Annotated in this window: 27 protein-coding genes and 2 pseudogenes; 17 read left to right on the top strand and 12 right to left on the bottom strand. The window is 70.8% G+C overall.

Annotated elements, in window-relative coordinates; translation table 11 throughout:
- The first annotated feature begins 6 nt into the window (after positions 1-6).
- Positions 7-1,281 (top strand): VWA domain-containing protein, encoded by a 1,275-nt coding sequence (locus Q2K21_RS11725; protein ID WP_310769686.1) that lies wholly within the window; start codon positions 7-9, stop codon positions 1,279-1,281.
- Positions 1,281-2,099 carry a hypothetical protein gene (locus Q2K21_RS11720; RefSeq protein WP_310769684.1) on the top strand — a complete coding sequence of 273 codons (819 nt, stop codon included), beginning with the start codon at positions 1,281-1,283 and terminating at the stop codon, positions 2,097-2,099. The genes Q2K21_RS11725 and Q2K21_RS11720 overlap by 1 nt, the downstream gene beginning before the upstream one ends.
- Before the next feature lie 73 nt (positions 2,100-2,172).
- On the opposite strand, the gene Q2K21_RS11715 is transcribed toward Q2K21_RS11720, so the two are convergent.
- On the bottom strand, positions 2,173-2,805 hold the full coding sequence (locus Q2K21_RS11715) for a winged helix-turn-helix transcriptional regulator (protein ID WP_310769682.1): 633 nt from the start codon (positions 2,803-2,805) through the stop codon (positions 2,173-2,175).
- 88 nt (positions 2,806-2,893) lie between these two features.
- On the opposite strand from Q2K21_RS11715, the gene Q2K21_RS11710 reads away from it, so the two are divergent.
- From Q2K21_RS11710 to Q2K21_RS11695, 4 genes and pseudogenes are all read left to right on the top strand, one after another.
- Entirely contained in the window at positions 2,894-4,102 is a 1,209-nt protein-coding gene (locus Q2K21_RS11710) for a pyridoxal phosphate-dependent aminotransferase (protein WP_310769680.1), read from the top strand.
- A gap of 76 nt (positions 4,103-4,178) precedes the next feature.
- Positions 4,179-4,829, top strand: a complete 651-nt coding sequence (locus Q2K21_RS11705; protein ID WP_310769678.1) for a histidine phosphatase family protein — start codon at positions 4,179-4,181, stop codon at positions 4,827-4,829.
- A gap of 58 nt (positions 4,830-4,887) precedes the next feature.
- The gene (locus tag Q2K21_RS11700) at positions 4,888-5,520 is read left to right on the top strand and encodes a hypothetical protein (RefSeq protein ID WP_310769676.1); all 633 of its coding nucleotides are present in this window, start codon (positions 4,888-4,890) and stop codon (positions 5,518-5,520) included.
- Positions 5,521-5,563: 43 nt separating this feature from the next.
- Positions 5,564-5,875 (top strand): annotated as a pseudogene (locus Q2K21_RS11695) (acyl-CoA thioesterase); the annotation flags it as partial.
- 13 nt (positions 5,876-5,888) lie between these two features.
- Here the strand turns inward: Q2K21_RS11695 and Q2K21_RS11690 are convergent.
- Positions 5,889-6,290 carry a winged helix-turn-helix transcriptional regulator gene (locus Q2K21_RS11690; protein ID WP_310769674.1) on the bottom strand — a complete coding sequence of 134 codons (402 nt, stop codon included), beginning with the start codon at positions 6,288-6,290 and terminating at the stop codon, positions 5,889-5,891.
- A 119-nt stretch (positions 6,291-6,409) separates the two neighbouring features.
- Between Q2K21_RS11690 and Q2K21_RS11685 the strand changes: the two genes are divergently transcribed.
- The gene (locus tag Q2K21_RS11685; protein ID WP_310769671.1) at positions 6,410-7,852 is read left to right on the top strand and encodes an MFS transporter; all 1,443 of its coding nucleotides are present in this window, start codon (positions 6,410-6,412) and stop codon (positions 7,850-7,852) included.
- Positions 7,853-7,868: 16 nt separating this feature from the next.
- On the opposite strand, the gene Q2K21_RS11680 is transcribed toward Q2K21_RS11685, so the two are convergent.
- Entirely contained in the window at positions 7,869-8,720 is an 852-nt protein-coding gene (locus Q2K21_RS11680; protein ID WP_386275990.1) for an SDR family oxidoreductase, read from the bottom strand.
- 96 nt (positions 8,721-8,816) lie between these two features.
- On the opposite strand from Q2K21_RS11680, the gene Q2K21_RS11675 reads away from it, so the two are divergent.
- Both Q2K21_RS11675 and Q2K21_RS11670 read left to right on the top strand, forming a co-directional pair.
- The gene (locus Q2K21_RS11675) at positions 8,817-9,617 is read left to right on the top strand and encodes a helix-turn-helix domain-containing protein (protein ID WP_310769669.1); all 801 of its coding nucleotides are present in this window, start codon (positions 8,817-8,819) and stop codon (positions 9,615-9,617) included.
- 45 nt (positions 9,618-9,662) lie between these two features.
- Positions 9,663-10,265, top strand: a complete 603-nt coding sequence (locus Q2K21_RS11670) for a 3'-5' exonuclease (protein WP_310769667.1) — start codon at positions 9,663-9,665, stop codon at positions 10,263-10,265.
- Between the two features lie 142 nt (positions 10,266-10,407).
- On the opposite strand, the gene Q2K21_RS11665 is transcribed toward Q2K21_RS11670, so the two are convergent.
- Genes Q2K21_RS11665 through uraD form a run of 4 tightly spaced genes read right to left on the bottom strand, consistent with a single transcriptional unit; the run spans position 10,408 to position 13,669 of the window.
- Positions 10,408-11,781, bottom strand: coding sequence for an 8-oxoguanine deaminase (locus Q2K21_RS11665; protein WP_310769665.1), 1,374 nt, complete (start codon positions 11,779-11,781; stop codon positions 10,408-10,410).
- Between the two features lie 28 nt (positions 11,782-11,809).
- Complete coding sequence (gene pucL / locus Q2K21_RS11660) at positions 11,810-12,712, bottom strand: factor-independent urate hydroxylase (RefSeq protein WP_310769663.1); 903 nt, start codon at positions 12,710-12,712, stop codon at positions 11,810-11,812.
- 7 nt (positions 12,713-12,719) lie between these two features.
- A complete protein-coding gene (uraH, locus tag Q2K21_RS11655; RefSeq protein ID WP_310769661.1) occupies positions 12,720-13,154 on the bottom strand; it encodes a hydroxyisourate hydrolase in 435 nt (144 codons plus the stop codon).
- Positions 13,151-13,669: a 2-oxo-4-hydroxy-4-carboxy-5-ureidoimidazoline decarboxylase gene (uraD, locus tag Q2K21_RS11650; protein ID WP_310769659.1), complete on the bottom strand. Its 519-nt coding sequence runs from the start codon at positions 13,667-13,669 to the stop codon at positions 13,151-13,153. The genes uraH and uraD overlap by 4 nt, the downstream gene beginning before the upstream one ends.
- A 244-nt stretch (positions 13,670-13,913) precedes the next feature.
- Between uraD and Q2K21_RS11645 the strand changes: the two are divergent.
- Positions 13,914-14,166 (top strand): annotated as a pseudogene (locus tag Q2K21_RS11645) (nicotinate phosphoribosyltransferase); the annotation flags it as partial.
- 71 nt (positions 14,167-14,237) lie between these two features.
- On the opposite strand, the gene Q2K21_RS11640 reads toward Q2K21_RS11645, so the two are convergent.
- The 5 genes from Q2K21_RS11640 to Q2K21_RS11620 all read right to left on the bottom strand — a co-directional run bounded on the left by Q2K21_RS11640 (position 14,238) and on the right by Q2K21_RS11620 (position 19,205).
- Entirely contained in the window at positions 14,238-14,915 is a 678-nt protein-coding gene (locus tag Q2K21_RS11640) for a CBS domain-containing protein (protein WP_310769657.1), read from the bottom strand.
- 184 nt (positions 14,916-15,099) lie between these two features.
- Positions 15,100-15,366 carry an SHOCT domain-containing protein gene (locus Q2K21_RS11635; protein WP_310780858.1) on the bottom strand — a complete coding sequence of 89 codons (267 nt, stop codon included), beginning with the start codon at positions 15,364-15,366 and terminating at the stop codon, positions 15,100-15,102.
- A 150-nt stretch (positions 15,367-15,516) separates the two neighbouring features.
- A complete protein-coding gene (locus tag Q2K21_RS11630; protein ID WP_310769655.1) occupies positions 15,517-15,885 on the bottom strand; it encodes a helix-turn-helix domain-containing protein in 369 nt (122 codons plus the stop codon).
- Positions 15,882-16,130 carry a YkoF family thiamine-binding protein gene (locus tag Q2K21_RS11625; RefSeq protein WP_310769653.1) on the bottom strand — a complete coding sequence of 83 codons (249 nt, stop codon included), beginning with the start codon at positions 16,128-16,130 and terminating at the stop codon, positions 15,882-15,884. Before Q2K21_RS11625 ends, Q2K21_RS11630 begins: the two co-directional genes overlap by 4 nt.
- Positions 16,131-16,262: 132 nt before the next feature.
- Positions 16,263-19,205, bottom strand: coding sequence for a SpoIIE family protein phosphatase (locus tag Q2K21_RS11620; protein ID WP_310780856.1), 2,943 nt, complete (start codon positions 19,203-19,205; stop codon positions 16,263-16,265).
- A 675-nt stretch (positions 19,206-19,880) separates the two neighbouring features.
- Between Q2K21_RS11620 and Q2K21_RS11615 the strand changes: the two genes are divergently transcribed.
- The 7 genes from Q2K21_RS11615 (at position 19,881) to pqqE (ending at position 25,279) form a co-directional block, all read left to right on the top strand.
- Positions 19,881-20,330, top strand: coding sequence for an MSMEG_3727 family PQQ-associated protein (locus tag Q2K21_RS11615; RefSeq protein WP_310769650.1), 450 nt, complete (start codon positions 19,881-19,883; stop codon positions 20,328-20,330).
- 51 nt (positions 20,331-20,381) lie between these two features.
- Positions 20,382-22,061, top strand: a complete 1,680-nt coding sequence (locus Q2K21_RS11610; RefSeq protein WP_310769647.1) for a PQQ-dependent dehydrogenase, methanol/ethanol family — start codon at positions 20,382-20,384, stop codon at positions 22,059-22,061.
- Positions 22,062-22,086: 25 nt separating this feature from the next.
- Positions 22,087-22,212 carry a pyrroloquinoline quinone precursor peptide PqqA gene (gene pqqA, locus Q2K21_RS11605; protein ID WP_310769646.1) on the top strand — a complete coding sequence of 42 codons (126 nt, stop codon included), beginning with the start codon at positions 22,087-22,089 and terminating at the stop codon, positions 22,210-22,212.
- A gap of 74 nt (positions 22,213-22,286) precedes the next feature.
- A complete protein-coding gene (gene pqqB / locus Q2K21_RS11600) occupies positions 22,287-23,186 on the top strand; it encodes a pyrroloquinoline quinone biosynthesis protein PqqB (protein ID WP_310769644.1) in 900 nt (299 codons plus the stop codon).
- Positions 23,187-23,192: 6 nt separating this feature from the next.
- Positions 23,193-23,885: a pyrroloquinoline-quinone synthase PqqC gene (gene pqqC, locus Q2K21_RS11595; protein WP_310769642.1), complete on the top strand. Its 693-nt coding sequence runs from the start codon at positions 23,193-23,195 to the stop codon at positions 23,883-23,885.
- A gap of 31 nt (positions 23,886-23,916) precedes the next feature.
- On the top strand, positions 23,917-24,195 hold the full coding sequence (gene pqqD / locus Q2K21_RS11590) for a pyrroloquinoline quinone biosynthesis peptide chaperone PqqD (RefSeq protein WP_310769640.1): 279 nt from the start codon (positions 23,917-23,919) through the stop codon (positions 24,193-24,195).
- Positions 24,188-25,279, top strand: a complete 1,092-nt coding sequence (gene pqqE / locus Q2K21_RS11585; protein WP_310769638.1) for a pyrroloquinoline quinone biosynthesis protein PqqE — start codon at positions 24,188-24,190, stop codon at positions 25,277-25,279. Before pqqD ends, pqqE begins: the two co-directional genes overlap by 8 nt.
- Positions 25,280-25,283: the final 4 nt, after the last annotated feature.

Below are 25,283 nucleotides of genomic sequence, written 5' to 3'. Positions count from 1 at the left end.
CCGCCGATGATCACAAGAAAACGGCTGGCGGCGGGAGTCCTCGCCCTGCTCGCCACCCTGGCGGCCGGGATCGCCGTCCCGGCCGGCGCCGTCGCCGACGAGACGACGGCTCAAGACGCGCCCAAGGTCGATCTCGTCCTCGACGTCAGCGGTTCGATGCGGGCCCGCGACATCGACGGCGGCTCGCGAATGGCAGCGGCGAAGCAGGCCTTCAACGAGGTGCTCGACGCGACGCCGGAGGAGGTACAGCTCGGCATCCGGACCCTGGGCGCCAACTACCCGGGCAACGACCGCAAGACGGGCTGCAAGGACACCGCGCAGCTCTACCCGGTCGGCACGCTGGACCGTACGGAGGCCAAGACGGCCGTGGCCACGCTCCAGCCCACCGGCTGGACGCCGATCGGCCCGGCCCTGCTGAAGGCGGCGGACGACCTCGACGGCGGCAAGGGTTCACGGCGCATCGTGCTCATCACCGACGGTGAGGACACCTGCGCCCCGCTGGACCCGTGCGAGGTGGCACGGGAGATCGCCGCCAAGGGGGTCGGGCTGACCATCGACACGCTGGGTCTGGTGCCGGACACCAAGCTGAGCAAGCAGCTGAGCTGCATCGCCGAGGCGACGGGCGGAACGTACACGTCGGTGCAGCACAAGGAGCAGCTCTCCGACAAGGTCAACCAGTTGGTGGACCGGACGGCGGACGAGGTGGTCACGCCCGTCGCCGTGGACGGCACCGCCCAGTGCTCCACGGCGCCCACGCTCAAGTCCGGTCTCTTCACCGACCGTGAGGAGTTCGGGCAGCACCGCTTCTACCGAGTGGACGTGAAGCCCGGTCAGGAACTGCGCGCCTCGGTGAGCGTCTCCGACGACCGGCAGGTGAACCCCGACTACGGTGTGACGCTGCGGGCGATCACCGTGCACGGACGGGAGATCGTACGCGGCGAGGCGACGGGGTCGGGCCGTACGGACGTCCTGTCGACGGGTCTGCGCTACCCGAAGGCCGAGAGCGACGACGACAGCGACGAGGCCGCGCCGGCCGAGACGGTGTGCCTCCAGGTCGCCAACTCCTTCTCCCCGGCGGCCGGTGTGAAGACCACGCCCGGGCTGCCCCTGGAGCTGACGGTCGACGTCGTCGACGGCCCCGACCAGGCGGCCGACGTGGCCTCCTTCGGCCTCGGGCGTGGCTGGTGGCTGCTCGGCGCCCTGATCCTGACCGGCTTCCTCGCGGGTCTGGTGTGGGGCTGGGTGTCCCGCTGGCGGATCGCGGTCTGGAGGACCAACTGATGCGTATCGCACGAGCACTGACCGCGGCGGCCCTCCTGCTGGGCGCCGCCGTCTCCCCGGCCGTCGCCGACTCCTCGCCGTCCGCGAGTCCGTCCGGTGACAGCGCCGCGCCCACCTCGGCGGGCACGTCGTTCCGTACGGCGACGGAGATCGAGCAGGGGCAGCAGGCCACGGCGAGCGCCTCCACGGGCGACTACCTGTACTGGTCGTTCCCCGCGGACGCCGGCCAGCGGCCCACCGTGAAGGCGACGGTGAAGCTGCCCTCGTCCTCCCGGAGCGGGACGCAGACCTGGCAGCTGGACGTCTACGACGGGCTGCGGCGCCGCCAGGCCTGCCAGTACGGGGCGCAGACGCGGACGGCCGCCAAGGACGAGGGCGCCGTGGAGGTGTCCTGCGTGCTGCGCACGGTCCGCGCGTGGGCGGAGCCGTGGGCCAATGACCCGCTGCCGGGCACGTACTACATCCGGCTGACCACCGTGGGTCTGGGCGCGGCCGACCTCGGACTGCCGGCGAACGTCGAGGTCCGGGTGGACTCCAAGGACATCGGCGGCTCGGCGGCGGTGGACGGTTCGCTGGCGCGGCCGCTGGTGCCGGGAATCGCGACCACCTCGCAGAAGTCCTCCGACTCGGACACGGATTCGGATTCGGCCAAGCTGTTCTCGCTGGAGCCCGACGACGGCTGGGCCTCCGGCTGGTGGTCCGACCGCTGGGTGTGGACCGCGATCGGCGGCGTCCTCGCGGCCCTGGCGGGCATCGGCGGGTACGCGCTGACGCGGGGCTCGGGACGGCCGTCCCGGGTGCCGCCGCCGGGCGTCTGAGCACCGGGAACCAACGGGCGGAGGCCCGCCGCGCCCCTCCGGCGCGGCGGGCCTCCGTTGTGCTGTCCGCCGGTCAGTCTCCGCGCAGCACCTTGGCGAGCGTGCCGTCCCCCGAGACCTCGGCGCGGCCCGCGCGTATCGCCTGACGCAGCGTCACGGCCCCTCGTCCCAGGGCCGTGCACGTCTCCGCGTCGAGGGCCAGCCGGGCGTCGGGTTCCTCGGGGGCGGGCCCGTCCCCGTACACCGGGCCGTCCTCGGCGCCCAGCCACACATGGAACTTCCCCTCGTCGAGGCGGACTTCGACAAGCCCCTCGCCCTCGTTCTCCAGCGAGCGCAGCAGCGGCAGCGCGAACCAGTGCGCGCGCACCGCGTCCGTCGGCCGGCGCTCGGCCAGCGCGGGCGCGCCCCAGGTGCCGAGTGCCTGGAGCACGGGCAGCAACTGACGTCCGAGAACGGTGAGTTCGTACACGTAGGCGACCCCCGGCGGCGGCAGCCGGCGTCGCGTGGTCAGGCCGTCGCGCTCCATGTCCTTCAGCCGGGACGCCAGGACGTCCGTGCTCACGCCCGGCAGGTCCGCGTGCAGATCGGTGTAGCGGCGCGGTCCTGCGAGCAGCTCGCGGACGATCAGGAGGGTCCAGCGGTCGCCGACGGCGTCGAGCGCCCGGGCCGTGGAGCAGTACTGGTCGTAGCTTCGGCGAGGTGACATGCGACGCAGTCTAGACGTGTTGTTGGACTTTCCAAGCTCCAACTTGGTAAAACCAAGCAACACCCAGATACCGGAGGGGAAGCGGCGCATGGAGTTCCGGCAGTCGAGCAAACTCAGCGAGGTCTGTTACGAGATCCGCGGCCCGGTGATCGAGCACGCCAACGCGCTGGAGGAGGCGGGCCACAGCGTGCTGCGCCTGAACACCGGCAACCCCGCGGCCTTCGGCTTCGAGGCGCCGGAGGAGATCCTCCAGGACATGATCCGGATGCTTCCGCAGGCGCACGGCTACACGGACTCGCGCGGCATCCTCTCCGCCCGCCGCGCCGTGGCCCAGCGCTACCAGGAGCGGGGCCTGGAAGTCGGGGTCGACGACGTCTTCCTCGGCAACGGCGTCTCCGAGCTGGTCTCGATGGCCGTCCAGGCGCTGCTGGAGGACGGCGACGAGATCCTCATCCCCGCACCGGACTTCCCCCTCTGGACGGCGGTGACGACCCTGGCGGGCGGCAAGGCGGTCCACTACCTGTGCGACGAACAGGCCGACTGGTATCCGGACCTGGACGACATGGCGTCGAAGATCACGGACCGCACGAAGGCCGTCGTGATCATCAACCCGAACAACCCCACCGGCGCGGTCTACCCGAAGGAGATCATCGAGGGCATCCTCGACCTCGCCCGCCGCCACGGCCTGATGGTCTTCGCGGACGAGATCTACGACCAGATCCTGTACGACGACGCCGTGCACCACTCGGCCGCCGCGCTCGCCCCCGACCTGGTGGTCCTCACCTTCTGCGGCCTGTCGAAGACCTACCGTGTGGCGGGCTTCCGCTCCGGCTGGCTGGTCGTGACGGGCCCCAGGCAGCACGCCCGCAACTACCTGGAGGGCCTGACGATGCTGGCCTCCATGCGGCTGTGTGCCAACGCCCCCGCCCAGTACGCCATCCAGGCCGCGCTCGGGGGCCGGCAGTCCATCAGCGAGCTGACCGCACCGGGCGGCCGCCTCCACGAGCAGCGCACCGTGGCGTGGGAGAAGCTCAACGAGATCCCCGGCGTCTCCTGCGTGAAGCCGAAGGGCGCGCTGTACGCGTTCCCTCGCCTCGACCCCAAGGTGCACAAGATCCACGACGACGAGAAGTTCGTCCTGGACCTGCTGCTGCGGGAGAAGATCCAGGTGGTCCAGGGCACGGGCTTCAACTGGCCGACCCCCGACCACTTCCGGATCCTCACCCTGCCGCACGCGGATGACCTGGAGGCGGCGATCGGGCGGATCGGGCGGTTCCTCAGCGGGTACCGGCAGTAGGGCCGACCGGCTCAGCCCGCTCTGCGGCCGCGGCCCGGCGGTGTCACCGTACGAAGCGGACAGAAAGGGTACGACGATGGGTGACCTTCTCCTCGTACGGCACGGCGAGACGGAGTGGTCGTTGTCCGGGCGGCACACCGGGTGGAGCGACATCCCGCTGACCGAGAAGGGCCGGGAGCAGGCGCGCAGGCTCGCTCCGCTGATCGCCCGGCACCACATCGCGGCGGCGTTCGTCAGCCCGATGCAGCGGGCCCGGGAGACGGCCCGGCTGGCCGGGGTCGGCGGGGCCGGCGTCGACGCGGACCTGTCCGAGTGGGACTACGGCGGGTACGAGGGCGTCACGACCGTCGAGATCCACCGGACGCGGACGGACTGGTTCCTGTTCACGGACGGGGTCGCGCCCGGCCCGCCCGAGCACCCCGGGGAGAGCCCGGACGAGGTCGGGGCGCGCGCTGAGCGCATGCTCGCCAAGATCGACGCTGCGCTCGCCGAGGCGGAGGGCAGCGTGGTCGTCGTCTCGCACGGGCACTTCCTGCGGGTGCTGACCGCGCGGCGGCTCGGACTGCCGGCCTCGGCGGGTGCCCTGTTCCAGCTCTCCACGGGGACGGTGAGCCGGCTCAGCACGGAGCACCGCCGTCATGTCGTGGCCGGCTGGAATGTCAGACCCGACGCGTACTGTTCCCATGGGTCCCTCTCCCCGGGGGAAGCGGGGCCCGACGAGCACTGACGAGGAACGAACCCGGACACCCTCCCGGGCCCGTTCCGACCCCGGGAAGGAGCACGCCGTGATTCGACCGCCGACCGCCGCCCAGCGGCGTGTCATCGACGCCGCCGACCCCGTGACCGGGCGGCTCAAGGGGACGGACGCCCAACTCGCCGCACTGGTCAAGCGGGGGCTGGCCTTCCGGCATCCGCGTCCGCCGCACGACCACTTCCTGACCCCGGCCGGGCATCGCGTCCGGGAGACGCCCACCGACCGGGCGGTGGAGGCCGCCCCGGCGCCGGCGGCCTCCGACGCCGGGGTGTTCGCCGCGCGCGTCGGCGGCGAGGAGTCCCCGGAGACCGGGCCCGCGCGACTGCGGGAGGTGCACAGCGCCTGGCAGGGGCTGCTGGAGCTGCGCCGGATGACCAATCAGGGCGGCGCCACGGACCGTCCGTGCGCCTGGGAGCGTACGCACCTGGTACGGGCCGCCGCGCTCGCCCTGGAGGCGGCGGGACACCGGCCCGCGACCGGCGACGGTGACGGGTACCGGGTGCGCGCGACCCCGCAGCCGGAGGCGATAGCCGTGCACGAGCCGGACCTCACGGCACTGCGCGCCTGCGCGGCCACGCTGGAGAAGGCGGGCTGGCAGGTGAGCGAACACACCGAGCCGCGGACGAGGGCTCGGTACGTGCTGGCGTCACCCCGGCGCATATGAACCGCATGACCTGAACTACCCGGGAATCGGCCGGAGTTGCGGCGTCCTCCAGGCCGCCGGCGTCGGCCCGTCCGAGCTGCTCGCCAAGGGGGTCGGTCCCGTGGTCCTGGAGACGACCATCCGCTATGCGCGGGAGCTGCGCGCGGCCGACGAGGTCGAGGTGACATGCGCCTTCGAGTGGGGCGAGGGCAAGACGTTCCGGGTCGCGCAGACGATACGCAAGGCGGACGGCACGGTTTCCGCCGAGGTCGCGTCGGTCGGCGGACTGCTGGACCTCAAGGAGCGCAGGCTGGCCGCCGATCCGCAGGGCTACTTCCGGGCGCCGGCCGCCGAGCCGGGACTGTTCGGTCTCTGAGGTGCGGTGCGGTCTATGCGTCGAGCAGTTCCGGCTGGTGCTCGGCGTCGTAGGCCGCGCGTGACTCGGCGATGTAGGTGCGGTTGCGCTCGGCCCAGTCGGTCAGCCGTTGCAAGGTCTCGTGCAACTCACGTGCGGCCGAGGTGAGTTCGTACTCGACCTTCGGCGGCACCGTCGGACGGACGGTGCGCGTGACGAGTCCGTCGCGCTCCAGATTGCGCAGGGTCAGCGTGAGCATGCGGCGGCTGATGCCCTCGATGCTGCGCTCCAACTCGGTGAAGCGGATCGGCCCGCGCGCGGCGGCGACAAGGATCTGCACGCTCCATTTACCGGCGACCCTGTCAAGAACTTCACGGACCGGGCACGCGTACGCGTTCACGACCTGCGCGGTAACACCGGTGTTCCTCTGGGACATCGAACTGCCTCCTTACGCCGGGCCTTTATGGTCACGCACGATGTCCCCCGTTACAAGTCGTGCACTTAAGAAACCCAGGGCGGCCACGGCAGCCATGGCCAACGCGGAGGGCATCCCCCATGTCGACCTTGATCGAGTCAACGGCGCAGGCGTCGCCGCGACGAACGTACTCCCGCTGGGCGTCCCTCGTCGTCCTGTGCGCGGGAACGCTGATGACGATCCTGGACGGCAACATCGTCACCGTGGCGATGCCCGCCATCCAGAGCGACCTCGGCTTCTCGGGGCCGGGACTCGCCTGGGTGGTCAACGCGTATCTGATCCCGTTCGGCGGGCTGCTGTTGCTGGTGGGCCGTCTGGGCGACCTGGTGGGCCGCAGGCGGATGTTCGCGGCGGGGCTCGCCGTGTTCACCGCGGCCTCGGTGCTGTGCGGGGTCGCGACCAGCCAGGGCGTGCTGATCGCGGCGCGGGCCGCGCAGGGCGTGGGTGGGGCGATGACATCGGCCGTGGTACTCGGCATGCTGGTCGCGCTGTTTCCCGAACCGCGCGAACAGGCCCGGGCCATCGCGGTGTTCAGCGCGGTGGGCGCGGCGGGCGGGGCGCTCGGCACGTTCCTCGGCGGGGCGCTGACGCAGGCCCTGAACTGGCACTGGATCTTCTTGATCAACCTGCCGATCGGGGTCGTGGCCTGGCTCGCGGCCCTGCGGGTGCTCGCCCCCGAGAGCGGCGCCGGACTCGGCAAGGGCGCCGACTACCCGGGTGCGGCGCTGGTCACCGGCGCGCTGATGCTCACGGTGTATGTCATCGTCGGCTCCGGCGACCGCGGCCCGACCGTCACCCTGCTCCTTGGCGCCCTCGCCCTCGCCCTCTTCGTCGCGTTCACCGTCCGCCAGGCCCGGGCCGCACGACCCCTGCTGCGACTGCGGCTGTTCGGCTCCCGGATGCTGAGCGGCGCGAACGCCGTCCAGGTCCTGATGATCGCGACGATGTACGGCTTCCAGTTCATCGGCGCGCTCTACCTGCAACGCGTCCTCGGCTACGACGAGTTGACCACCGGCACGGCCTTCCTTCCGGCGCCGATCGCGATCGGCGTGCTGATGCTGGGGCTCTCGGCGCGGTCCATCGGCCGGTTCGGCGCATACCGGGTGCTGCTCGCGGGGCTCGCGCTCATCGTCGCCGGCATGGCGCTGCTGAGCCGGGCCCCCGTGCACGGCTCGTACGTCACGGACGTCCTCCCGCCGCTGCTCCTGCTCGCCGCCGGGTTCGCCGCCGCCATGCCCGCGCTGACCGGGCTCGCCATGTCGGGCGCGCGCGAGGAGGACGCCGGTCTGGCCTCCGGGCTCTTCAACACCACACAGGTGGTGGGTGGTTCGCTGGGCCTTGCGGTGCTGTCCACGCTGGCCGCGAGCCACACCGACGGGCTGCTCGGCCGGGGCGCGGAGCTGGTTCCGGCCACGGCGGAGGGCTATCAGCTGGCGTTCCGGGTGGCGACGGCGCTCGCGGCGGGGGCGCTGGCGCTGGCCGCGGTCGTGCTGAGGTCACGTACCGAGCAGGCACGGAACTGACCCCCGCCACCGCGCCTCACGCCGGCGCGAATGCCTCCCTGTGGTCCTCGGCCCACTCCCGGTACGTCCGCGCCGGCCGCCCCAGCACCTCCGGTACGTCCTCGGTGACGACGGCGTTGCCGCCCTTGCGGACGAAGGCGCTACCGGCAAGGACGCCCTCCGCGTTCGCCTCCCCCAGGCCCCAGGCGCGCAGGTGTTCACGCGCTTCCTCCGGCGAGAGGTCGTGTGTCGTGACCGGACGGCCGAGAACCGCGGCGAGCACGGCGGCCTGGCCGGGGACGCTGATCGTCTCCGGACCGGTCAGCGTGTACGTGCGCCCCGCGTACCGACCGTCGAGGAGGGCCCGTACCGCCACCTCGGACACGTCACGCGGATCGACCACCCCCTGCGGCCCGTCACCGCTCAGGTTCGGCACCGGCTCTCCCGCCCCGACCGCCTCCGCCCAGCTCAGCGTGTTCGAGGCGAAACTGGAGGGCCGCAGGACCGTCCACTGCGCCCCGCTCTCTTGGACGGCCTGTTCACCGGCGAGATGCCAGGTGCCGGACGGGCCCACTGCGGGATCACCCGTCGCGATCGCGGAGAGCTTCACCAACCGGCGTACCCCCGCCGCCCTCGCCGACGCCACCAGGTCCTGATCGTGCCGTGTGTCCGGGCCGGGGACACCCACCAGGAACGCGGCCGTCACCCCGGACATCGCCGCCTCCAGGGAGCCCGGGTCGAGGTAGTCCCCGCGTATCACCTCCACCCCCGAGGGCACTCGGGCCTTCGCCGGGTCGCGGGTCAGAGCGCGCACCTTCTCGCCGCGCGCCGTGAGCTGTCGTACGACTTCACTGCCGATGGTGCCCGTGGCACCCGTGACGAGGATCATGACCACCACGGTGGCGATCCGCACCGCCCGGTCTCTAGGAAATTCCGGCACGGTTCGCCCGCCCGCGCGGACGGGCGGCGCGCTTACGGTGGAGTGGTGACCAACGCCCTTGCCGAGCTCACCCTGCCCGTCCCCGAAGTGTTACGCGCCTGGATCGCCGACATCGAGTCCGTGTCCGTCGCGGGCCGGTCGCCGGAATCGTTCGCCCATGTACCGGACACCGCGACGAAACTGGTCGTACGGGTCGAGGAGAACGGCCGCCGCGACACCCTGGTCGTCGGTCCGCGCACCCGCGCCTCGTACCACGCGGACGCGGACCAACGCGTCGCATCGTGTGTACAGCTTCGCCTGCGGCCGGGTACGGCACGTCCGCTGCTCGGCGTGCCAGCGGTCAACCTCGTGGGACAGGTCGTACGACTGAGCGACATGACCGGGTCGTTCCCGCAACTGGCGGACGAGCTGCACGACTTGGCGCCCGAGGAGATGGTGGCGCACCTGGCTAGGGTGTTGCCCGGCCGGCGTGCTCCGACTGCGGACCGCTCGCGAAATGCGCTGCTGCGCGCCGCCGCCGACGCCCTGTCGACCCGGACGGACCGCATCCCCGCGCAGGTGAGGGAAGTGGCACGCGACCTCGCGGTCAGCGAGCGGCAGCTGCGCAACCTCTTCGCCGAGGGCATCGGCGTCTCCCCCAAGCACTACGCCCGTATCAACCGCGTACGCCATGTCCTGACCCATGCCGCCACCGCGCCGTGGTCCGAGCTGGCCGCCGCCACGGGGTACTACGACCAGTCGCACATGACGTCCGACTTCCGCACCCTGATGGGCGTCCCGCCCCGCTCGTTCTTCACCGGCCTCCTGCCCCGGCCCCAGCCCTGCCAGGCGTTCCGCCGAGGCTGAATTTCGGGTGCGGGGTGCCCCGCCGACCTGGGATCCTTCACCTTCATGGCCGCACGACGCATCAAGCCCAGCCTCTACATCTCCGTGGACATCGAGGCCGACGGCCCGATCCCCGGGCCGTACTCCATGCTCAGCCTGGGCGCCGCGGTCGCCGGGACGCAGGACGCCGACGGGTTCACGGCCGCCGATCCGGAGAAGGTGACCTTCTATCGCGAGCTGCGCCCGATCAGCGAGGAGTTCGTCCCCGAGGCGCTGGCCGTGAGCGGGCTCGACCGCGAGCGGCTGGGACGGGAAGGGGCCGAACCGACGGTCGTGCTCGCCGAGTTCGCCGACTGGGTGCGTGCGGCCGCGGCGGGCGCGCAGCCGGTGATGTGCGGTTACCCGGCGTCGTACGACTGGACGTTTCTGTACTGGTACCTGATCCGGTTCACCGGGGCGAGCCCCTTCGGCCACTCGGGTTGCCTCGACATGAAGACGCTGTACGCCACGAAGGCGGGGCTTCCGCTGCGGGCGGTGGCCAAGGGCACGATGCCGCGCGAGCTGCTGTCGAGGCGTCGGCACACGCATCACGCCCTCGACGACGCGATCGAGCAGGCCGAGCTGTTCGCGAACCTCATGAGGTGGCCGGGGCCCGGGTCGGCTCCATGACCTCCTCCCCCGGCCTCCCTCGAACGAGGACCGTTCCGGGGCGCGCGCGTCCACGCGCGCCCCGGGCACGGCCGCCGCGACCCCGCTCGGGTTCACGGCCGCCGGCCGGGAGCCGTCCCTCCCGGCCGGAGACTTCGACTGCTCAGCCCTGGCCGGCGATCCGTGCCAGGCGCTGTGCCTCCTCCCGCGTGGAGCGGGCGATCGCGTCCTCGTCGACATGCAGCAGGCGGCCGTTCTCGACGATCTGCCGGCCGCCCACGAAGGAGGCCGTGACCGGCGCCGCCGCCCCGAAGACCAGCGCGGTCACCGGGTCGGCGATCGAGGCGTGGGCGAGGGTGTCCAGCTTCCACAGGACCAGGTCGGCCAGCTTGCCCGGTTCCAGGGAGCCGGTCTCCGAGGAACGGCCCAGCACCTGGGCGCCGCCGTAGGTGCCGAGGCGCAGCGCCTGCCGGGCGTTCAGGGCGGCCTCGCGGTGGGCGCCCAGACGGTTGATCAGGAGCGCGTTGCGCAGTTCGGTGTGGAGTTCGCCGGACTCGTTCGACGCGGTGCCGTCGACGCCGAGGCCGACGGGGACGCCGGCGGCCAGCATGTCGGGGACCCGCGCGATGCCGGCCGCGAGGCGAGCGTTGGACGACGGGCAGTGGGCGACCCCCGTCCTCGTCCGGGCGAAGGCGGCGATGTCGGCGTCGTTCATGTGGACGCAGTGCGCCATCCACACGTCGTCACCGAGCCAGCCGGTTGACTCGAAGTAGTCGGTCGGGCCCATGCCGAACAGCTCGTGGCAGAACTTCTCCTCCTCGATCGTCTCCGAGCCGTGGGTGTGCAGGCGTACGCCGAGCCGGCGGGCCAGCTCGGCACCCTGGCGGAGCAGTTCGGTGGAGACGGAGAAGGGGGAACAGGGTGCGACGGCGACCTGGGTCATCGCGTCGAAGGAGGCGTCGTGGTGTTGCTTGACGGTCTCCTCGGTCGCGGCCAGCGCGCCTTCGAGGGTCTCGACGGCGAAGTCCGGTGGCAGGCCCCCGTCCTTCTCGCTGCGGTCCATGGAGCCGCGCGCGAGGGTGAAGCGGACGCCCGTCTCGCGGGCGGCGCGGACGATCGCGCCGGACAGGTCGCCGGAGCCCCGGGGGAAGACGTAGTGGTGGTCCATGGCCGTGGTGACGCCGCCCCGGGCCATCATTGCCAGCGATCCCTGAGCCGCCGCGTACACCATCTGCTCGTCGATGCGCGCCCAGGTCGGGTACAGCGTGACGAGCCAGTCGAAGAGGTTGTGGTCGGTGGCCAAACCCCGGGTGATCCACTGGTAGAAGTGGTGGTGGGTGTTGACCAGGCCCGGGGTCACCAGGTGACCGGACGCGTCGATGCGGCGTACGACGTTCTCCAGGCCCTCGGGGGCCCGGCCCGCGCCGACCGCCTCGACGCGGTTGTCCGCGATGACGACATGCCCGTTCGCGTACTCGGTGTCGTCGGCGTCGACGGTCGCGATCGAACAGTTCTCGATGACGATGCGCTGGGCCATCGTTCGTCCCCTACTTTCCGTGTCCGCGTCAGAGGTTGGTGAGGTCCGCCGGGATGCGCGCCTCGCAGCCGTCCCGCAGCACCGTGGCCTCGATCAGGCCGTAGGGGCGGTCGGCGGCGAAGTACACGGCTCCGTCGGCGGTGTCGTTCTTCAGCCCGAACGGCTCCAGGTCCACCAGGAAGTGGTGCTTGTTCGGGAGTGAGAAGCGGATCTCGTCCATCTCGTCGCGGTTGTCGATGATGCGCGCGCCCATCTGGTACAGCGTCTGCTGCAAGGAGAGCGAGTACGTTTCGGCGAACGCCTGGAGCAGGTGCTTCTTCGTCTGCTCGTAGGACTGGTTCCAGTCGGGCATCGGCTGTTCGTCGTCGGTCCAGTTGAACCGCCAGCGGCCGGAGACCTCGGTGGCCAGGATGCGGTCGTAGGCCTCGGGGAGCGTCGTGTACTTGTCCTTGACGTACCCCCAGAATTCGGAGTCGGTCGAGTTCATCACGACGAGGTCCTTGAGGCCGGAGACCACTTCCCACGTCTCGCCGTCGTAGGTGATCTGCGTCAGCCGGGTCTCCTGGCCCTTGCGGACAAAGGAGTGGGCGCCCTTCTTGGAGTGCTCGATCCGCTCCCAGGCGTACTCCTCGATGCGGATGCGGGCCCGGTGGATGTGTTCCTGCGAGGTGACGAAGTGCCGGGCGAGGTGGATGCCGAACTGTTCGGCGGACTCGACGCCGTACTCCTTGGCGAACGCGTACACCGTGTTCTTGGTGGTGTCGGTCGGCAGGACGTTGGCGTTGGAGCCGGAGTAGTGGACCTCGTCCATGTCGCCGGAGAGCGAGACGGATACGTTCAGGTCCTTGATGTGGTGGGTGGCGCCGTCCCGCGTGATCTTCACGACTCGGTTCTCGGCCTTGCCGTACTGGTTCTGTCCCAGAACTGCCATGTGCCTGCTAGCTCCCTCGGTAAACGGAGTAGCCGAACGGGTTGAGCAGCAGCGGTACGTGGTAGTGCTCGCCCGGCACGACGGCGAACGTGACCGCCACCTCCGGGAAGAAGGCTCCTACGGCACCGCTGTCCCGATTCGCGGGGGCGTCCTGCTGCGCATCGGCTTGCTTCTTCTCGAACTTCTCGAACTTCTCGAACTTCTCGAACTTCTCGAAGTACGCCTCCACGGCGAAGTCGAGCCGTACGTGGGTCGTCCCCTCCGGCAGGGCCGGGAGGTCCTTGCACCGGCCGTCCGCGTCGGTCGCGGAGCCGCCGAGCACCTGCCAGTCCGCATCGCGCCCCGCGCGGGCGGAGAGGCGGACGGCGACGCCCTCTGCGGGGCGACCGAGGCTGGTGTCCAGGATGTGGGTGGACACGGACGCGGTGGTCCGGGTGCTCATGTCTGTGCGTCCTGTTCGACGAGTCGTGCCAGCCGGATGCGGTTGATCTTGCCCAGCTCGGTGCGGACGATCTCCCTCTCCCGCTCCGGCGTGTTGCCGATCCGCTCCTTGACCGCGTCGCGCATCTGCTCTCCCGTCCTGCCGGTCGCGCAGATCAGGAAGACATGCCCGAACTTCTCCTGGTACGCCAGGTTCAGTTCCAGCATCTCCGCCTTGAGCTGCTCGGACGCGTCGGCCATGCCGCGCTGTTCCCGGGCCGAGGCGGGGTCCCCGGGCTTGGGGCGGCCGATCGGCGGGTGCCCGGCCATCGCCTCCTCCAGGTCCGCGGTGGTCAGCTCCGCCATGGCGGCGTCGCTCGCGGCATAGAGGTCGTCGGCGGTGGAGTAGGGGCGCGCGGCGAGCAGCCGCCGGGCCCAGGCCGTGGAGGCGCACGCCTCGTGGAGGGCGGCGAGGGCCGCGTGCTCCTCCAAGGCGTTGAACCGGGCGAGGCCCGGCGGCGTGGAAGTCGAAGTCACGGGGCCTCCGTGGCCGGGGGGCTGAACGGGATGCGAACAGCTAACGCCCTCCGCGACACAGGCGTCAACACTTTGTTGAAAATTCCGGGTAACAAGAACCGCCGCCCGGACAGCCGGACTGCGGCTCTTCACAGGAGGCCCGAGAGCGGCTGAAAACCGGGGCCCGGCCGGGGCCCCATGGACGTACGGCTGCCGGCGCTTGGACGACCGCAGATTCCGGCGGCCCGCTGGTGTCGCACACACGGGAGTCAAGGCGGCGGCTCGCGTCCTGGGGAAGATCCGGCGGGACCGGGCTGCGCGATCCGTCTCGACAGCGGCGCCCTGGTGGAGCCGGCGCCAAGGGCGCGCGCCACGCTCGACGCCACCGGGCTCGTCGAGTACGCATCGTCGCCAGCGGCGGGATCAACGCGTACGCCGTCGCCGATCCGAGCCGGACCAGGGCCCCGATCGACGTGGACACCGCGGGCACGAAGGTCGGCCCGGCCGCGGACGCGCCCTGACTGGACGCCGCGTACAAGCTCGTGGAGTACGACGGCCGCCCGCTCATGAAGCTGTCCCCGGTGCCCGGTTACGGCTTGTCCCGGGTGGCCATGTCGTCGACGGTGTAGTCGATCATCGGCCTGACCGTGACCACGCCGTCCACGCCCTTGGCGAGCCGTTCGGCGATCTGGGCGGTGCTGCGCTTCTCGACCTCGCCGCGCAGGGTGACGACTCCATCGTGAACCTGGACCTGCACCTCCTGTCCGCCCAGCCGCAGCATCTCTTCCAATACGTCGTCGCGTATCTCCTGGCGTATCTCCTCGTCGGGGCGCAGGAAGACCCGCAGCAGGTCCGGGCGGCTGACGATGCCGATGATGTGGTCCGTCTCGTCCACGACCACCAGTCGCTTGACGTGGTGGCGGTCCATCGCACGGGCCGCCTCGGTGACCGACCAGTCGGCGTGAGCGGTGGCCACGGGGGTGGTCATCAGCCCGGCGGCGTTTTCCGCGCGTGCCTTGGCCTTCTCGTGCGGCCACCCGGGCGGTGCCCCCTGACCTCCGTACTTTTCGGGCTGTTCGGCCTGCTTGCGGAGCAGATCGGCTTCGGACACCAGCCCCACCGGCGCACCATCCTCGTCGGCCACGGGGACGGCGCTGATGCCGTGGCTGGACAGGACGGAGGTGATCTCCTTGAACGAGGTGTCCGGGCGGACTGTGACGACATCGCGTGTCATCACTTCGCTGACGGTACTGTGCTGGGTGGTCATCGTCGCAGCTCCTTCCTGCCTGCGCGTCGCGCGGTGAAGGCGGCTCACCCACCCTCACCTTCCACTGTGCTCCTTCCTGGGCTGCGGTCGTCGCCGCGCACGGTCTCGTCAGCCCGTCGGCAGCGGCAGCGGCATGACCTCGTGCGGGAGTGATCCCGTGATGATCACCGGCGGCGGGCGACACTCACCGGTACTCCCGCAGGAGCGTGAGCCGGCGTTTGTACTCGTCCTCGTCGATTTCCCCGCGGGCGAACCGCTCGGCGAGCAGGTCCTCGGCCCGCCTGCTTCCCCATCCTGATCCTGCCGAAGGCGGGGGCGGGCCGGACTGCTGGCGGCGGGGGCCTGCGAGGTAGCGCACGAGCGCGATGATCCCGGCGATCACCACTGCCCAGAACAGCACCATGAACACGACCATGAAGAACCAGCCGCCCCAGCCCCATCCGTACCACATCACGCCGATCACCTCCTCGGTCGACGGATGTGTGGATTCCAGGATCGGCGAGCGGTGACTTCAGCGGAGTGGGCCGTCGTTCCCTGCCAGGGGGCCGGACGGCCCTGGATGGGGCTTCACCTCTTGTGCACCGTCAGGCCTTGTGCACCGTCAGGCATCCTTCTCGCGGTTCAGGTAGTTGTAGACGGTGAAGCGGCTGACGCCGAGAGCGCTCGCGACGGTCTCCACGCCGTGCCGTACGGAGAAGGCGCCGCGCGCCTCCAGTATCCGTACGACCTCCTGCTTGGCCTTGCGGTCCAGGTCGGCCAGCGGCTTGCCGCGCTTGCGCTCCATCGCGGCCAGGATGTGATCGAGCGAGTCGGCGAGCTGCGGCAGACGTACGGCGACGACCTCGGCCCCCGCCCAGGTGAGCACGACGTCGTCGGGGCCGGCCTGGTCCGGGGGCAGCATCTCGCCCCCCATGGCGTCGACCAGCGGCTTCACGGCCGTGATGAAGGGCTCGTCCCCGGTGCCGGTCACTCGCCCTCCTCGATCACGTTGACCTGGAGGGAGATCCGGGTGGCCCCGGCCTCCAGGGTCTTGCGCAGCAGCGCGTCGACGGCGGTGAGCACCGCATCGGCGCGGCCCTCCGCGGTGTTGCCGAACGGCCCCACGTCCACGGCGTCCAGTTCGCCCGCCTCGATGACCTCACGGGCGACCAGCGTGTGCGCGGGCGCCTCGTCGAGGTCGAAGGGCTCGGTCGTGAACTCCACCCGCAATCGCATACTGCCCCCAAAACACCGACGTGACCTGCGCTTTTACTGGGACCGCCCACCGCGGGGGCACCGCCCAGCAGCGACTCTAACCGACACGGGGTACCTCCTGCCCCGCGTAACCGGGAGCCGCCGTCACCACCGTCACGGCAGGGGCTGTTCGGTCCAGATGATCTTGCCGTTCGTCGTGTAGCGGGTTCCCCAGTGCTCGGTGAGCTGGGCGACGAGGAACAGTCCCCGCCCGTCCTCGTCCTCGGTGCGGGCACGGCGCAGCCGGGGCGAGGTGCTGCTGCCGTCGGAGACCTCGCAGATCAGCGCGCGATCGCGGAGCAGCCGCAGCTGGATGGGACCGGCCGCGTGTCGGATGGCGTTGGTGACCAGTTCGCTGGCGATGAGTTCCGTGCCGAAGGCCAGCTCGTCCAGGCCCCAAGCGGCCAACTGCTCGATGACCGCCGCGCGGGAGCGGGAGACGACCGCCGGGTCGCTGGGGAACTCCCACTCGGCGACCCGCTCCGGCCCCAAGGCGTGCGTACGGGCGACGAGCAGGGCCACGTCGTCGCTCGGCCGGGCCGGCAGCAGTGCGTCGAGGACCACCTCGCAGGTGTCTTCCGGGGCCCGGCCGGCGCAGGCCAGGACGGTGCGGAGCTTGTCCAGGCCGGTGTCGATGTCCCGGACCCGGTCCTCGATCAGACCGTCGGTGTACAGCACCAGTTGACTGCCCTCGGCCAGCTCCAGCTCGACGGTCTCGAACGGCATCCCGCCCAGTCCGAGCGGCGGCCCCGACGGCAGATCGACGAAGTCCACCGTGCCGTCGACATCGACGACCGCGGGGACCGGGTGCCCGGCGCGGGTGAGGGTGCAACGCCGGGACACCGGGTCGTACACGGCGTACAGACAGGTCGCGCCGACGATTCCGGAGTCCGGGTAGGTGGGCTCCACCGCCCAGCCGTCGGGCTCCACCGCCCAGCCCTCGCCCCGGTCCAGACGTCCGACCAGGTCGTCCAGGTGGGTCAGGAGGTCGTCGGGTGGCAGGTCCAGGGAGCAGAAGTTGTGGACGGCGGTGCGCAGTCGGCCCATGGTGGCGGCGGCGTGCAGACCGTGACCCACCACGTCGCCGACCACCAGCGCCACCCGGGCGCCGGACAGCGGGATGACGTCGAACCAGTCGCCGCCGACCCCGGCCTGGGCGGGCAGGTAGCGGTACGCGACGTCGACGGCGGACTGCTCGGGCCGTCCGCGGGGCAGCAGGCTGCGCTGCAGGGCGAGAGCGGTGTTGTGCTCACGCGTGTAGCGGCGGGCGTTGTCGACGGAGATCGCCGCGCGGCCGGCCAGCTCCTGGGCGAGCGACAGGTCGTCGTCCTCGAACGGGGCGGGCTTCTCGGAGCGGTAGAAGCTCACCACGCCGAGGATCGTGCCGCGGGCCCGCAGGGGCACCGTGATCAGGGAGTGGATGCCCTTCGCGAGCGCCTCCCCGAACCGTGCCGGTTCCTGAGCGATCCATCCCTCGGCCTCGGCCAGGACGGGTTCGAGCACGGACTGCCCGGTCTCCAGGCAGCGGGCCTGTGGGGTGGAGGGAATGTACTGAATGGGGTCGCCGATGCCGTACACGGGCAGTTCCTCGCGCACGGTGCCCAGCGCGACGCGGCGCAGGGGAGTCTCCGCGCCGAGCGACCCCGGCTCCTCGCCGAGCAGCACGGAGTCGGGCAGGTCGACGACCATCAAGTCGGCGAACCGCGGGACGGTCACCTCGGCCAGTTCCTCCGCGGTGCGGGTGACGTCCAGGGTGGTTCCGATGCGCACACTGGCGTCGTGCAGCAGCTCCAGGCGCCTGCGGGCCAGTACGGCCAGCCGGCCGACGCCGGGTTCGCCGACGAGCAGCAGCCAGCCGTCGGCTCCGGCATCGCGGTCGGCTCCGGCATCGCGGTCGCCGCCGTCCGTCACGGCTTGGATCCGGGGTGGTGGGCCGGCCACGGTGGGCACGGGCGACGCCGGTGCCGTCGACAGGGACGGGGTCAGCGGCTGCCCAAGGTCAGGCGGGACGACCGGGGGTACTCCGTTCGGCCTCGACAGCGTGGCGGGCGGTGCCGACGGGATGGTCAGGGCCGGCGCGGTCACCGACGCCGGGTGGGCCGACTCCTCCGGCGTCATGAGTCCGACATGGCACAGGCGCGGGCCGCCGAGGATACGGGCCTCGACGACCACGCCGGTCTCACCCGCCGCTCCCATGACCTGGCGACGCAGCAGCGTGGCGACCCGGCCGCCGGACAGGGCGACTTCGTCGAGGGTGCGCTGCGGTGAGGCGATGAGCTCCTCGGCCTTCTCCCGCAGCACGGCCAGATCGATCCGGCCCAGCTCGCCGCCCCCGTATCCCAGGGGCTCCGGCTGCCGGAGCTGTCCTTCGCCGCCGCCCGTGCCCCGGCTGGCCCGCCGGTACGCGGCCAGCAGCGCCCGTTCCCGTTCCGTGGACTGCTCCAGCAGCCGCGCCTCGATGTCGTGGGCGGCCTCACGGACGAGCCCTAGCATGGCGGGGTCGCCGTCGTCACGCAGGCAGGTGAGGTCGAGGACGGCCTCGATGCGCCCGCTGAGGGGGTCGCGAATGGGCGCGCCCGCGCAGGCGAAGGGACTCAGACAGTCGGCGAAGTGCTCACGTCCGACGACGTAGATCGGGCCCCGCCCGGCCAGCGCGGTGCCGACGCCGTTGGTCCCCGCAACCCGCTCCGAGGCCTCGAACCCAGGGGCGAAGTTCACATCGTCGAGGCGCTCGCGCAGCCCCCGGTCACCGCCGTACCGCTGGACCATACGGGCCCGCGCGTCACAGAGCGCGATCGCCACGCTCACATTGGCGAGCGAACGGGTCAGGCCCTTCAGCACCGGGTCGGCCGCGCGCTGGAGCCGGTCGTCAAGCGTCACCTCCGGGGCATACGGAACCAGCAGGTGGTGCGGCTCCACCCCACCGGACCTGCACCGCTTCCAGGACTCGAGCACCGAGTCCCGGACGTCCGTGTCGACCCGCGCACCGGCCAGGAAACGCTCATGGGCATCGACGAGTCCGCCGATGTCGTCCCAGGCGACGGACAACCCGCTCACTTCCCTCACGAGGAAGGCCACCCCGTCGCGCGCGCCGTTGTTCGACCCGTTCCAGGGAAGCCTCCAGGCGGCTTCACCGTAGACCCATTATGACGCGAACCAGGACGTATATCACAACGTCGCACCTACGGGTTCCAGGGCTCTCGCGTACCGGAGGTGCCGCCCGGCCGATCGGTTCCGATCATGTCGCCCGCCATGCCGGCCGGTCCTGCCGACCCCGTCCCGCCGGCCCCGCCGCCCCCGTCCCCCCGAAGAAGCCCGGCTCCGTCCGAACGCGGCCGGAACCACCTGTCGGCCGAGCAAGTCGAGCAAGCCGAGCCAGCCGAACAAGCTGAACGATCAAAGATCGGCTGAGCGAGGAATCGGCCGAGTAAGGAACCGGCCTTACAAGGACCAGCCAAGCAGGGACCGACCGAGCAAGGACCGGCCTGGCAAGGAAATCGGATTCTGATACCACCTCATATACCTTCTGGCGTCCGTCTCCTGGCGCGATCGTCCGCGTCGCGAGGCCCTATGTCGGACGCTGCCGGAATCGCGCACAAATTGAGAGAAGCACCTGGAAGTGATATGTGTCGATTACTGGCCACGGGCTGGACCCGAAGGCCGTGCTCGAACTCGGCGCCGACTGATTCGTATACCCCGGCGGGGTGTCGTGGAAGACAGGAGGGCAAGCCGATGGCGATGAGCCCCGAGCAGGAAATGCCGGAACTGTACGGGCAGAACAAGGCGACACTGGGGCGACTGATCGCCCACGGAGGTCTCGGGCGCGCCGAGGAGGGACCTGACGGTCGCCTCCACGCCCACGTGCGGATTCCGCCCGACGAGCTGACGTGGGAGCCATCGATCGTCGTGATGCCCCATGGGGGTGACCTGGAGATCGAGCTCGTCAACGACGACACCAACACGCACTGCGCGCTCCTGCCGAGCAACGGCGACAGCAAATGGATGTGGCTTCCGGTCTACGCCCGGGGAACGACCACGCTCAATCTCGACGGTCCGGGCTACTACTGGTTCGGTTCCAATGTGGGCAACGACGAGGGCCGTGGCCTCGTCGGAGTGATCGCCGTGCTGGGGGACGTTCCGCAGGAAGCCCGCCTCGACCGCCCGGAGCAGCCACGGCCGTAGCAGAAGCCGTGGAAGGGCTGCCCAGCGGCCGCCACCCGGGAGGAGGATCCCATGGAATACATCCAGGCGCCGCCGGCCGTCGATTTCGCCGATCTGAGCACCATGGTCGGCAGCGCGCCGCCGGTGGCACAGAACGTGAGCTACGAACGAATTCTCCAGGCCCGTTCCGAGCCCCAGAACTGGCTCACCTACTACGGCGCATACGACGGGCAGCGGTACAGCCCGCTGGACCAGATCAACGTCGAGAACGTCGAACGCCTCACGCCTGCCTGGGTGTTCCAATTCGGCTCGTCCGGTTTCCACGCGGGCCAGTCGACCTACGCGTTCGAGGCCGCTCCGATCGTCGTGGACGGGGTCATGTACCTGTCGGGCTGGGACGGTTGGGTCTGGGCCGTCGAAGCCGCGACGGGGCGGCAGCTGTGGCAGTACAAGCACGCGATCCCCTTCGACGTCTCCCTGTGCTGCGGCAACGTCAACCGCGGAGTCGCGGTCGCGCACGGGAAGGTCTTCGTCGTCACCCTGAACGCCCATGTGGTCGCGCTCGACGCCACCACCGGCCACCTCGTCTGGGACGCGACGAACGGTGACGTGCGGGCGGCCGAGAGCGCCACGGTCGCTCCGCTCATCGTGAAGGACAAGGTCATCGTGGGCAGCTCCGGCGGGGAGTTCGGTGTGCGCGGCCACCTCGACGCCTACTATCTCGAGACCGGAAAGCGCGCCTGGCGCACCTATACGGTGCCCAAGCCGGGCGAGCCGGGGTCGGAGACCTGGCCGGACGGCCCGGCCTGGGCGCGGGGCGGCGGCAACACCTGGGTCACGGGTACCTACGACCCGGAGCTGAACCTCCTGTACTGGGGGACCGGCAACCCGGCGCCCGACTTCGACGGAGCCGTCCGCGAGGGCGACAACCTCTACACCGACAGCGTCATCGCCGTGGACGCCGACAGCGGCGAGATCCGCTGGCACTACCAGTGCACCCCGCACGACGTGTGGGACTACGACAGCAACATGGAGTGCATCCTCTACGACCTGGACGGGCAGAAGCTGCTGGCCCACTTCGACAAGAACGGCTACCTCTTCACGCTGAACCGTGCCAACGGTGAGCGGGTGCGGGTGACCCCCTTCGGCGAGCGCATCACCTGGGGCGAGATCGACGTGGGCGGCAACGTGACACCCAAGGTGTTCCCCCAGAAGGAGGGCGAGCCGGTCCACTTCTGGCCGGGTCCTGCCGGGGCCAAGGAATGGACGCACGCGGCCTACAGCCCGCGGACGGAGCTGTTCTACGTGCCGGTTCAGGACGTCGGTTCCGAAGTCACGCTGCGCCACAGGGAGTTCAAGGAGAGCATTCCCTACTGGGGTGCGAGCGTCACCGTGGACGCCCAGGACATGCAGGGGTTCGTGAAGGCCATCTCCGCCTCCACGGGCGAGGAGGTCTGGCGGTGGCGCAACGAGACGCCGATGAGCGCGTCGGTGCTGGCCACGGGCGGCGACCTGGTGTTCGCCGGCAAGCCGTCAGGGGAGTTCAACGCGTTCAACGCGCACACCGGGCAGTTGCTGTGGCAGTTCCAGACGGGAAGCGGCCACCACAGCAGCCCCACGACCTACAGCGTCGACGGACGGCAGTACATCGCCGTGCCGGTCGGGTGGGGCAGCTGGGTCGAAGGGATCGTACCCGCGATGCTGGGGGCCTCCCACGGCGACGCCGTGTTCGCCTTCGCACTGCCGCAATAGCGCCTGACAGGAGGAGGTGACAGCCGTGGACCGGGAAAGCGTTGTCGACCAAGCCCACCGGGATGAGTGGGAGACCCCTGCGTTCGAGGAGATCAGGGTGTCGGCCGAGGTGACCGCCTATATGGGCGTCTGGGACGCCGACGGGGACTAGACACGGCACGGCCCCGGGAGACGGCCCCCGACCGGACGGACACCGGAAGGACGGCGGAAGGACGGCTGATCGACGTGTGGGTGCGCGTACTGGGGTCGGCGGCCGGGGGCGGATTCCCGCAATGGAACTGCGCGTGCCCACCGTGCCGCGCGGTGCGGGACGGTTCCCGGCCGTGCCGTGCGCGCACCCAGTCGTCGATCGCCGTGAGCCCCGACGAGCGGCGCTGGTTCCTGTTCAACGCCTCCCCCGACGTCCGGGCCCAGATCGAGTCCTTCCCCGCCCTGCACCCGTGCGGTGACAGGGCGGTGCCCCCGCAGGTCGTGGTCCTGACCGACGCCGAGCTCGACCACACGCTCGGACTGCTGCTCCTGCGCGAATCGGGTGGCATCGAGCTGCACGCCACCAAGGCGGTGCACGACACGCTCTGCGACGGAACCTCGCTGCTGCGGACGCTCGTCGCCTACTGCCCGGTCACGTGGCACCAGGTCGAACCGCAGGCCGACGTACCGCTGGGGGACGGGCTGTCGTACCGGGCGTTCGATGTCCCCACGACGAAGCGGGCGCGTTTCGGCTCCGGTGAAGGCAACGGGCAGGGGCGGGTCGTGGGCTACCGCCTGACCGACGAGCGCAGCGGCCGGGTCCTGGTGTACCTGCCCGGCGTGCAGGAGTTCACGTCAGCGGTGCGCGACCAGCTCGCCGGCTGCTCCTGTCTGCTCGTCGACGGAACCTGCTGGCACGACGACGAGTTGATCCGGCTCGGCAGGGCGGGCAGGACCGCACGTCAGATGGGGCACCTGCCCATCGACGGTCCCGGTGGCAGCCTCGGTCAGCTGTCCCCTCTCCCCATCGAGCGCAAGATCTACATCCATATCAACAACACCAACCCGATCCTGCTCGAGGACTCGCCACAGCGGCGCACCGCCGAGCGGCACGGCATGGAAGTCGCCGTGGACGGGCTGGACCTGTGGATCTGAGGGCCCATGGTGACAGCAACGGAAACGGAGACCTTCGTGGCGGCGCTGCGCGCGCAGTCCCGGCGCTACCACGACCGGCACCCCTTCCACCGGAAGATGAACGAGGGAGGACTGGACCACCGGCAACTACGCGGCTGGACGGCCAACCGCTTCTACTACCAGCAGAACCTGCCCCGCAAAGACGCTGCCATCCTCGCCAACTGCCCTGATCGCGAGGTACGCCGCCACTGGATCCGGCGCGTCATCGACCAGGACGGTACGACGGGGGGTGAGGGTGGCATCGAGGCATGGCTGCGCCTGGGTGAGGCGGTGGGGCTGAGCCGGGAGGAGATGCAGGACGAGCGGCATGTCGTCCCCGGCGTGCGGTTCGCCGTCGACGCCTACGTCACCTTCGCCCGCACCCGACCGTGGGTCGAGGCGGTGGCCTCCTCGCTGACCGAGTTGTTCGCGCCGGACCTGATGTCCGAACGCCTCGCCGCGTTCGAACGCCACTATCCCTGGATCGATCGTCGGGGGCTCGCCTACTTCCGGGCCCGTCTGACGCAGGCTCCCCGCGACAGCGAGCACGCCCTGCGCGTGGTGACGGAGTACTGCGTCGGCCCGGACGAGCGGGCAGCCGCCCTGGCGGCCCTGTCCTTCAAATGCGATGTCCTGTGGAGCGTGCTGGATGCCATCGAGCGGACCTATGCGGACGGTTGACGATGCGGACCGTTGACGATGGGGGTTGACGATGCGGACGGTTGACGACGCGGACCGGCCCCGCCTGGCGCCGCACGTCCGGCTGACGTTCGATCCGGTGCGGGAGCGGCACGTCCTGCTGGCGCCGGAGGCGGTCTCCGTCCTGAACGGCACCGGTGCGGCCGTCCTCGGACTGTGCGACGGAGAGCGGACCGTCGCCGAGATCGTGGGGGAGCTGAACGGACGGTACGACCACGTGGCCGGCGACGAGGTCCGACTCTTCCTCTCCCGCCTCGCCGCCAGACGATGCGTGGAGGTCGGCGATGGATAGGCCCTTCGGACTGCTGGCCGAGCTCACCCATGCCTGCCCGCTGCACTGCCCCTACTGCTCCAACCCGCTGGGCCTCGCCCATGTCCGCACGGAGTTGACGACCCGGGAGTGGAGACGGGTCCTGACCGAGGCCACGGAGCTGGGGGTCCTCCAGCTCCACCTCTCCGGCGGTGAGCCGCTGCTGCGCCGCGATCTGGTCGAGATCGTACGCGGCGCCGACGCTCTGGGGCTGTACACCAACCTCATCACGAGCGCCGTCGGTCTCTCGCCCCGTCGCGCCGAGCAGTTGCGCGCCGCGGGCCTCGACCACGTGCAGATCAGCATCCAGGCCGACGAACCAGGCCTGTCCGACCGCATCGCCGGTACGCCGTCCTTCGGGCGCAAGACGGCGGCGGCCCGGCTGGTGAAGGAGCTGGGCTGGCCCCTCACGCTGAACGTCGTCCTGCACCGGCACAACATCGACCGGGTCGACCGCGTTCTCGCCCTGGCCGAGGAACTGGCGGCCGATCGGATCGAGCTGGCCAACACGCAGTACTACGGCTGGGCCTGGCACAACCGGGCGGGGCTGCTGCCGAGCAGGGCCCAGCTCGAACGCGCCGAGCCGGTGGTGCGTGCGGCCCGCGAACGTCTCAAGGGGCGGATGGAGGTCATCTACGTGATCCCCGACTACCACAGCCGGTACCCGAAGCCCTGCATGGGCGGCTGGGGCCGACAGCAGCTCACCGTGGTACCGGGCGGCGACGTCCTCCCCTGCCCGCCCGCGCACGCCCTGCCGCTGCCCCGCGCCAGTGTGCGCGAGCACTCCCTGGCCTGGATCTGGGAGCACTCCCCCCTGTTCCGGCGCTTTCGCGGGACGGACTGGATGCCGGAACCCTGCCGGAGCTGCGAGCGCCGTGAGCTCGACTTCGGTGGATGCCGCTGCCAGGCGTTCCAGCTCACCGGCGACGCCGCCCGCACCGATCCGGTCTGCCACCTGTCCCCCGATCACGGGATCGTGGCCGCGGCGGTGCGCGCCGCCGACGAGGTGACGGCACCGCGCGACGACGTCCTCGTTCCCCGACCTCATCCGGGCCGCTCGGGGTGAGTCC

It is taken from the genome of Streptomyces sp. CGMCC 4.7035 (genome assembly GCF_031583065.1).
In the GTDB taxonomy this organism is placed as follows: domain Bacteria; phylum Actinomycetota; class Actinomycetes; order Streptomycetales; family Streptomycetaceae; genus Streptomyces; species Streptomyces yaanensis.
Note: the sequence above shows the minus strand (reverse complement) of the source record. Positions and strands in the feature narration are given on the sequence as shown.

What these genes read in the sequence shown, in the direction of transcription:
- Q2K21_RS11670 (WP_310769667.1), top strand. Translation starts at nt 9,663, where the DNA reads ATGGCCGCACGACGCATCAAGCCCAGCCTCTACATCTCCGTGGACATC.
- Q2K21_RS11680 (WP_386275990.1), bottom strand. Translation starts at nt 8,720, where the DNA reads ATGATCCTCGTCACGGGTGCCACGGGCACCATCGGCAGTGAAGTCGTA.
- pucL (WP_310769663.1), bottom strand. Translation starts at nt 12,712, where the DNA reads ATGGCAGTTCTGGGACAGAACCAGTACGGCAAGGCCGAGAACCGAGTC.
- Q2K21_RS11715 (WP_310769682.1), bottom strand. Translation starts at nt 2,805, where the DNA reads ATGTCACCTCGCCGAAGCTACGACCAGTACTGCTCCACGGCCCGGGCG.
- Q2K21_RS11705 (WP_310769678.1), top strand. Translation starts at nt 4,179, where the DNA reads ATGGGTGACCTTCTCCTCGTACGGCACGGCGAGACGGAGTGGTCGTTG.
- Q2K21_RS11640 (WP_310769657.1), bottom strand. Translation starts at nt 14,915, where the DNA reads ATGACCACCCAGCACAGTACCGTCAGCGAAGTGATGACACGCGATGTC.
- Q2K21_RS11710 (WP_310769680.1), top strand. Translation starts at nt 2,894, where the DNA reads ATGGAGTTCCGGCAGTCGAGCAAACTCAGCGAGGTCTGTTACGAGATC.
- pqqD (WP_310769640.1), top strand. Translation starts at nt 23,917, where the DNA reads ATGCGGACGGTTGACGACGCGGACCGGCCCCGCCTGGCGCCGCACGTC.
- Q2K21_RS11665 (WP_310769665.1), bottom strand. Translation starts at nt 11,781, where the DNA reads ATGGCCCAGCGCATCGTCATCGAGAACTGTTCGATCGCGACCGTCGAC.
- Q2K21_RS11635 (WP_310780858.1), bottom strand. Translation starts at nt 15,366, where the DNA reads ATGTGGTACGGATGGGGCTGGGGCGGCTGGTTCTTCATGGTCGTGTTC.
- Q2K21_RS11725 (WP_310769686.1), top strand. Translation starts at nt 7, where the DNA reads ATGATCACAAGAAAACGGCTGGCGGCGGGAGTCCTCGCCCTGCTCGCC.
- pqqE (WP_310769638.1), top strand. Translation starts at nt 24,188, where the DNA reads ATGGATAGGCCCTTCGGACTGCTGGCCGAGCTCACCCATGCCTGCCCG.
- Q2K21_RS11615 (WP_310769650.1), top strand. Translation starts at nt 19,881, where the DNA reads ATGGCGATGAGCCCCGAGCAGGAAATGCCGGAACTGTACGGGCAGAAC.
- Q2K21_RS11720 (WP_310769684.1), top strand. Translation starts at nt 1,281, where the DNA reads ATGCGTATCGCACGAGCACTGACCGCGGCGGCCCTCCTGCTGGGCGCC.
- Q2K21_RS11690 (WP_310769674.1), bottom strand. Translation starts at nt 6,290, where the DNA reads ATGTCCCAGAGGAACACCGGTGTTACCGCGCAGGTCGTGAACGCGTAC.
- uraH (WP_310769661.1), bottom strand. Translation starts at nt 13,154, where the DNA reads ATGAGCACCCGGACCACCGCGTCCGTGTCCACCCACATCCTGGACACC.
- pqqC (WP_310769642.1), top strand. Translation starts at nt 23,193, where the DNA reads ATGGTGACAGCAACGGAAACGGAGACCTTCGTGGCGGCGCTGCGCGCG.
- Q2K21_RS11610 (WP_310769647.1), top strand. Translation starts at nt 20,382, where the DNA reads ATGGAATACATCCAGGCGCCGCCGGCCGTCGATTTCGCCGATCTGAGC.
- Q2K21_RS11685 (WP_310769671.1), top strand. Translation starts at nt 6,410, where the DNA reads ATGTCGACCTTGATCGAGTCAACGGCGCAGGCGTCGCCGCGACGAACG.
- Q2K21_RS11625 (WP_310769653.1), bottom strand. Translation starts at nt 16,130, where the DNA reads ATGCGATTGCGGGTGGAGTTCACGACCGAGCCCTTCGACCTCGACGAG.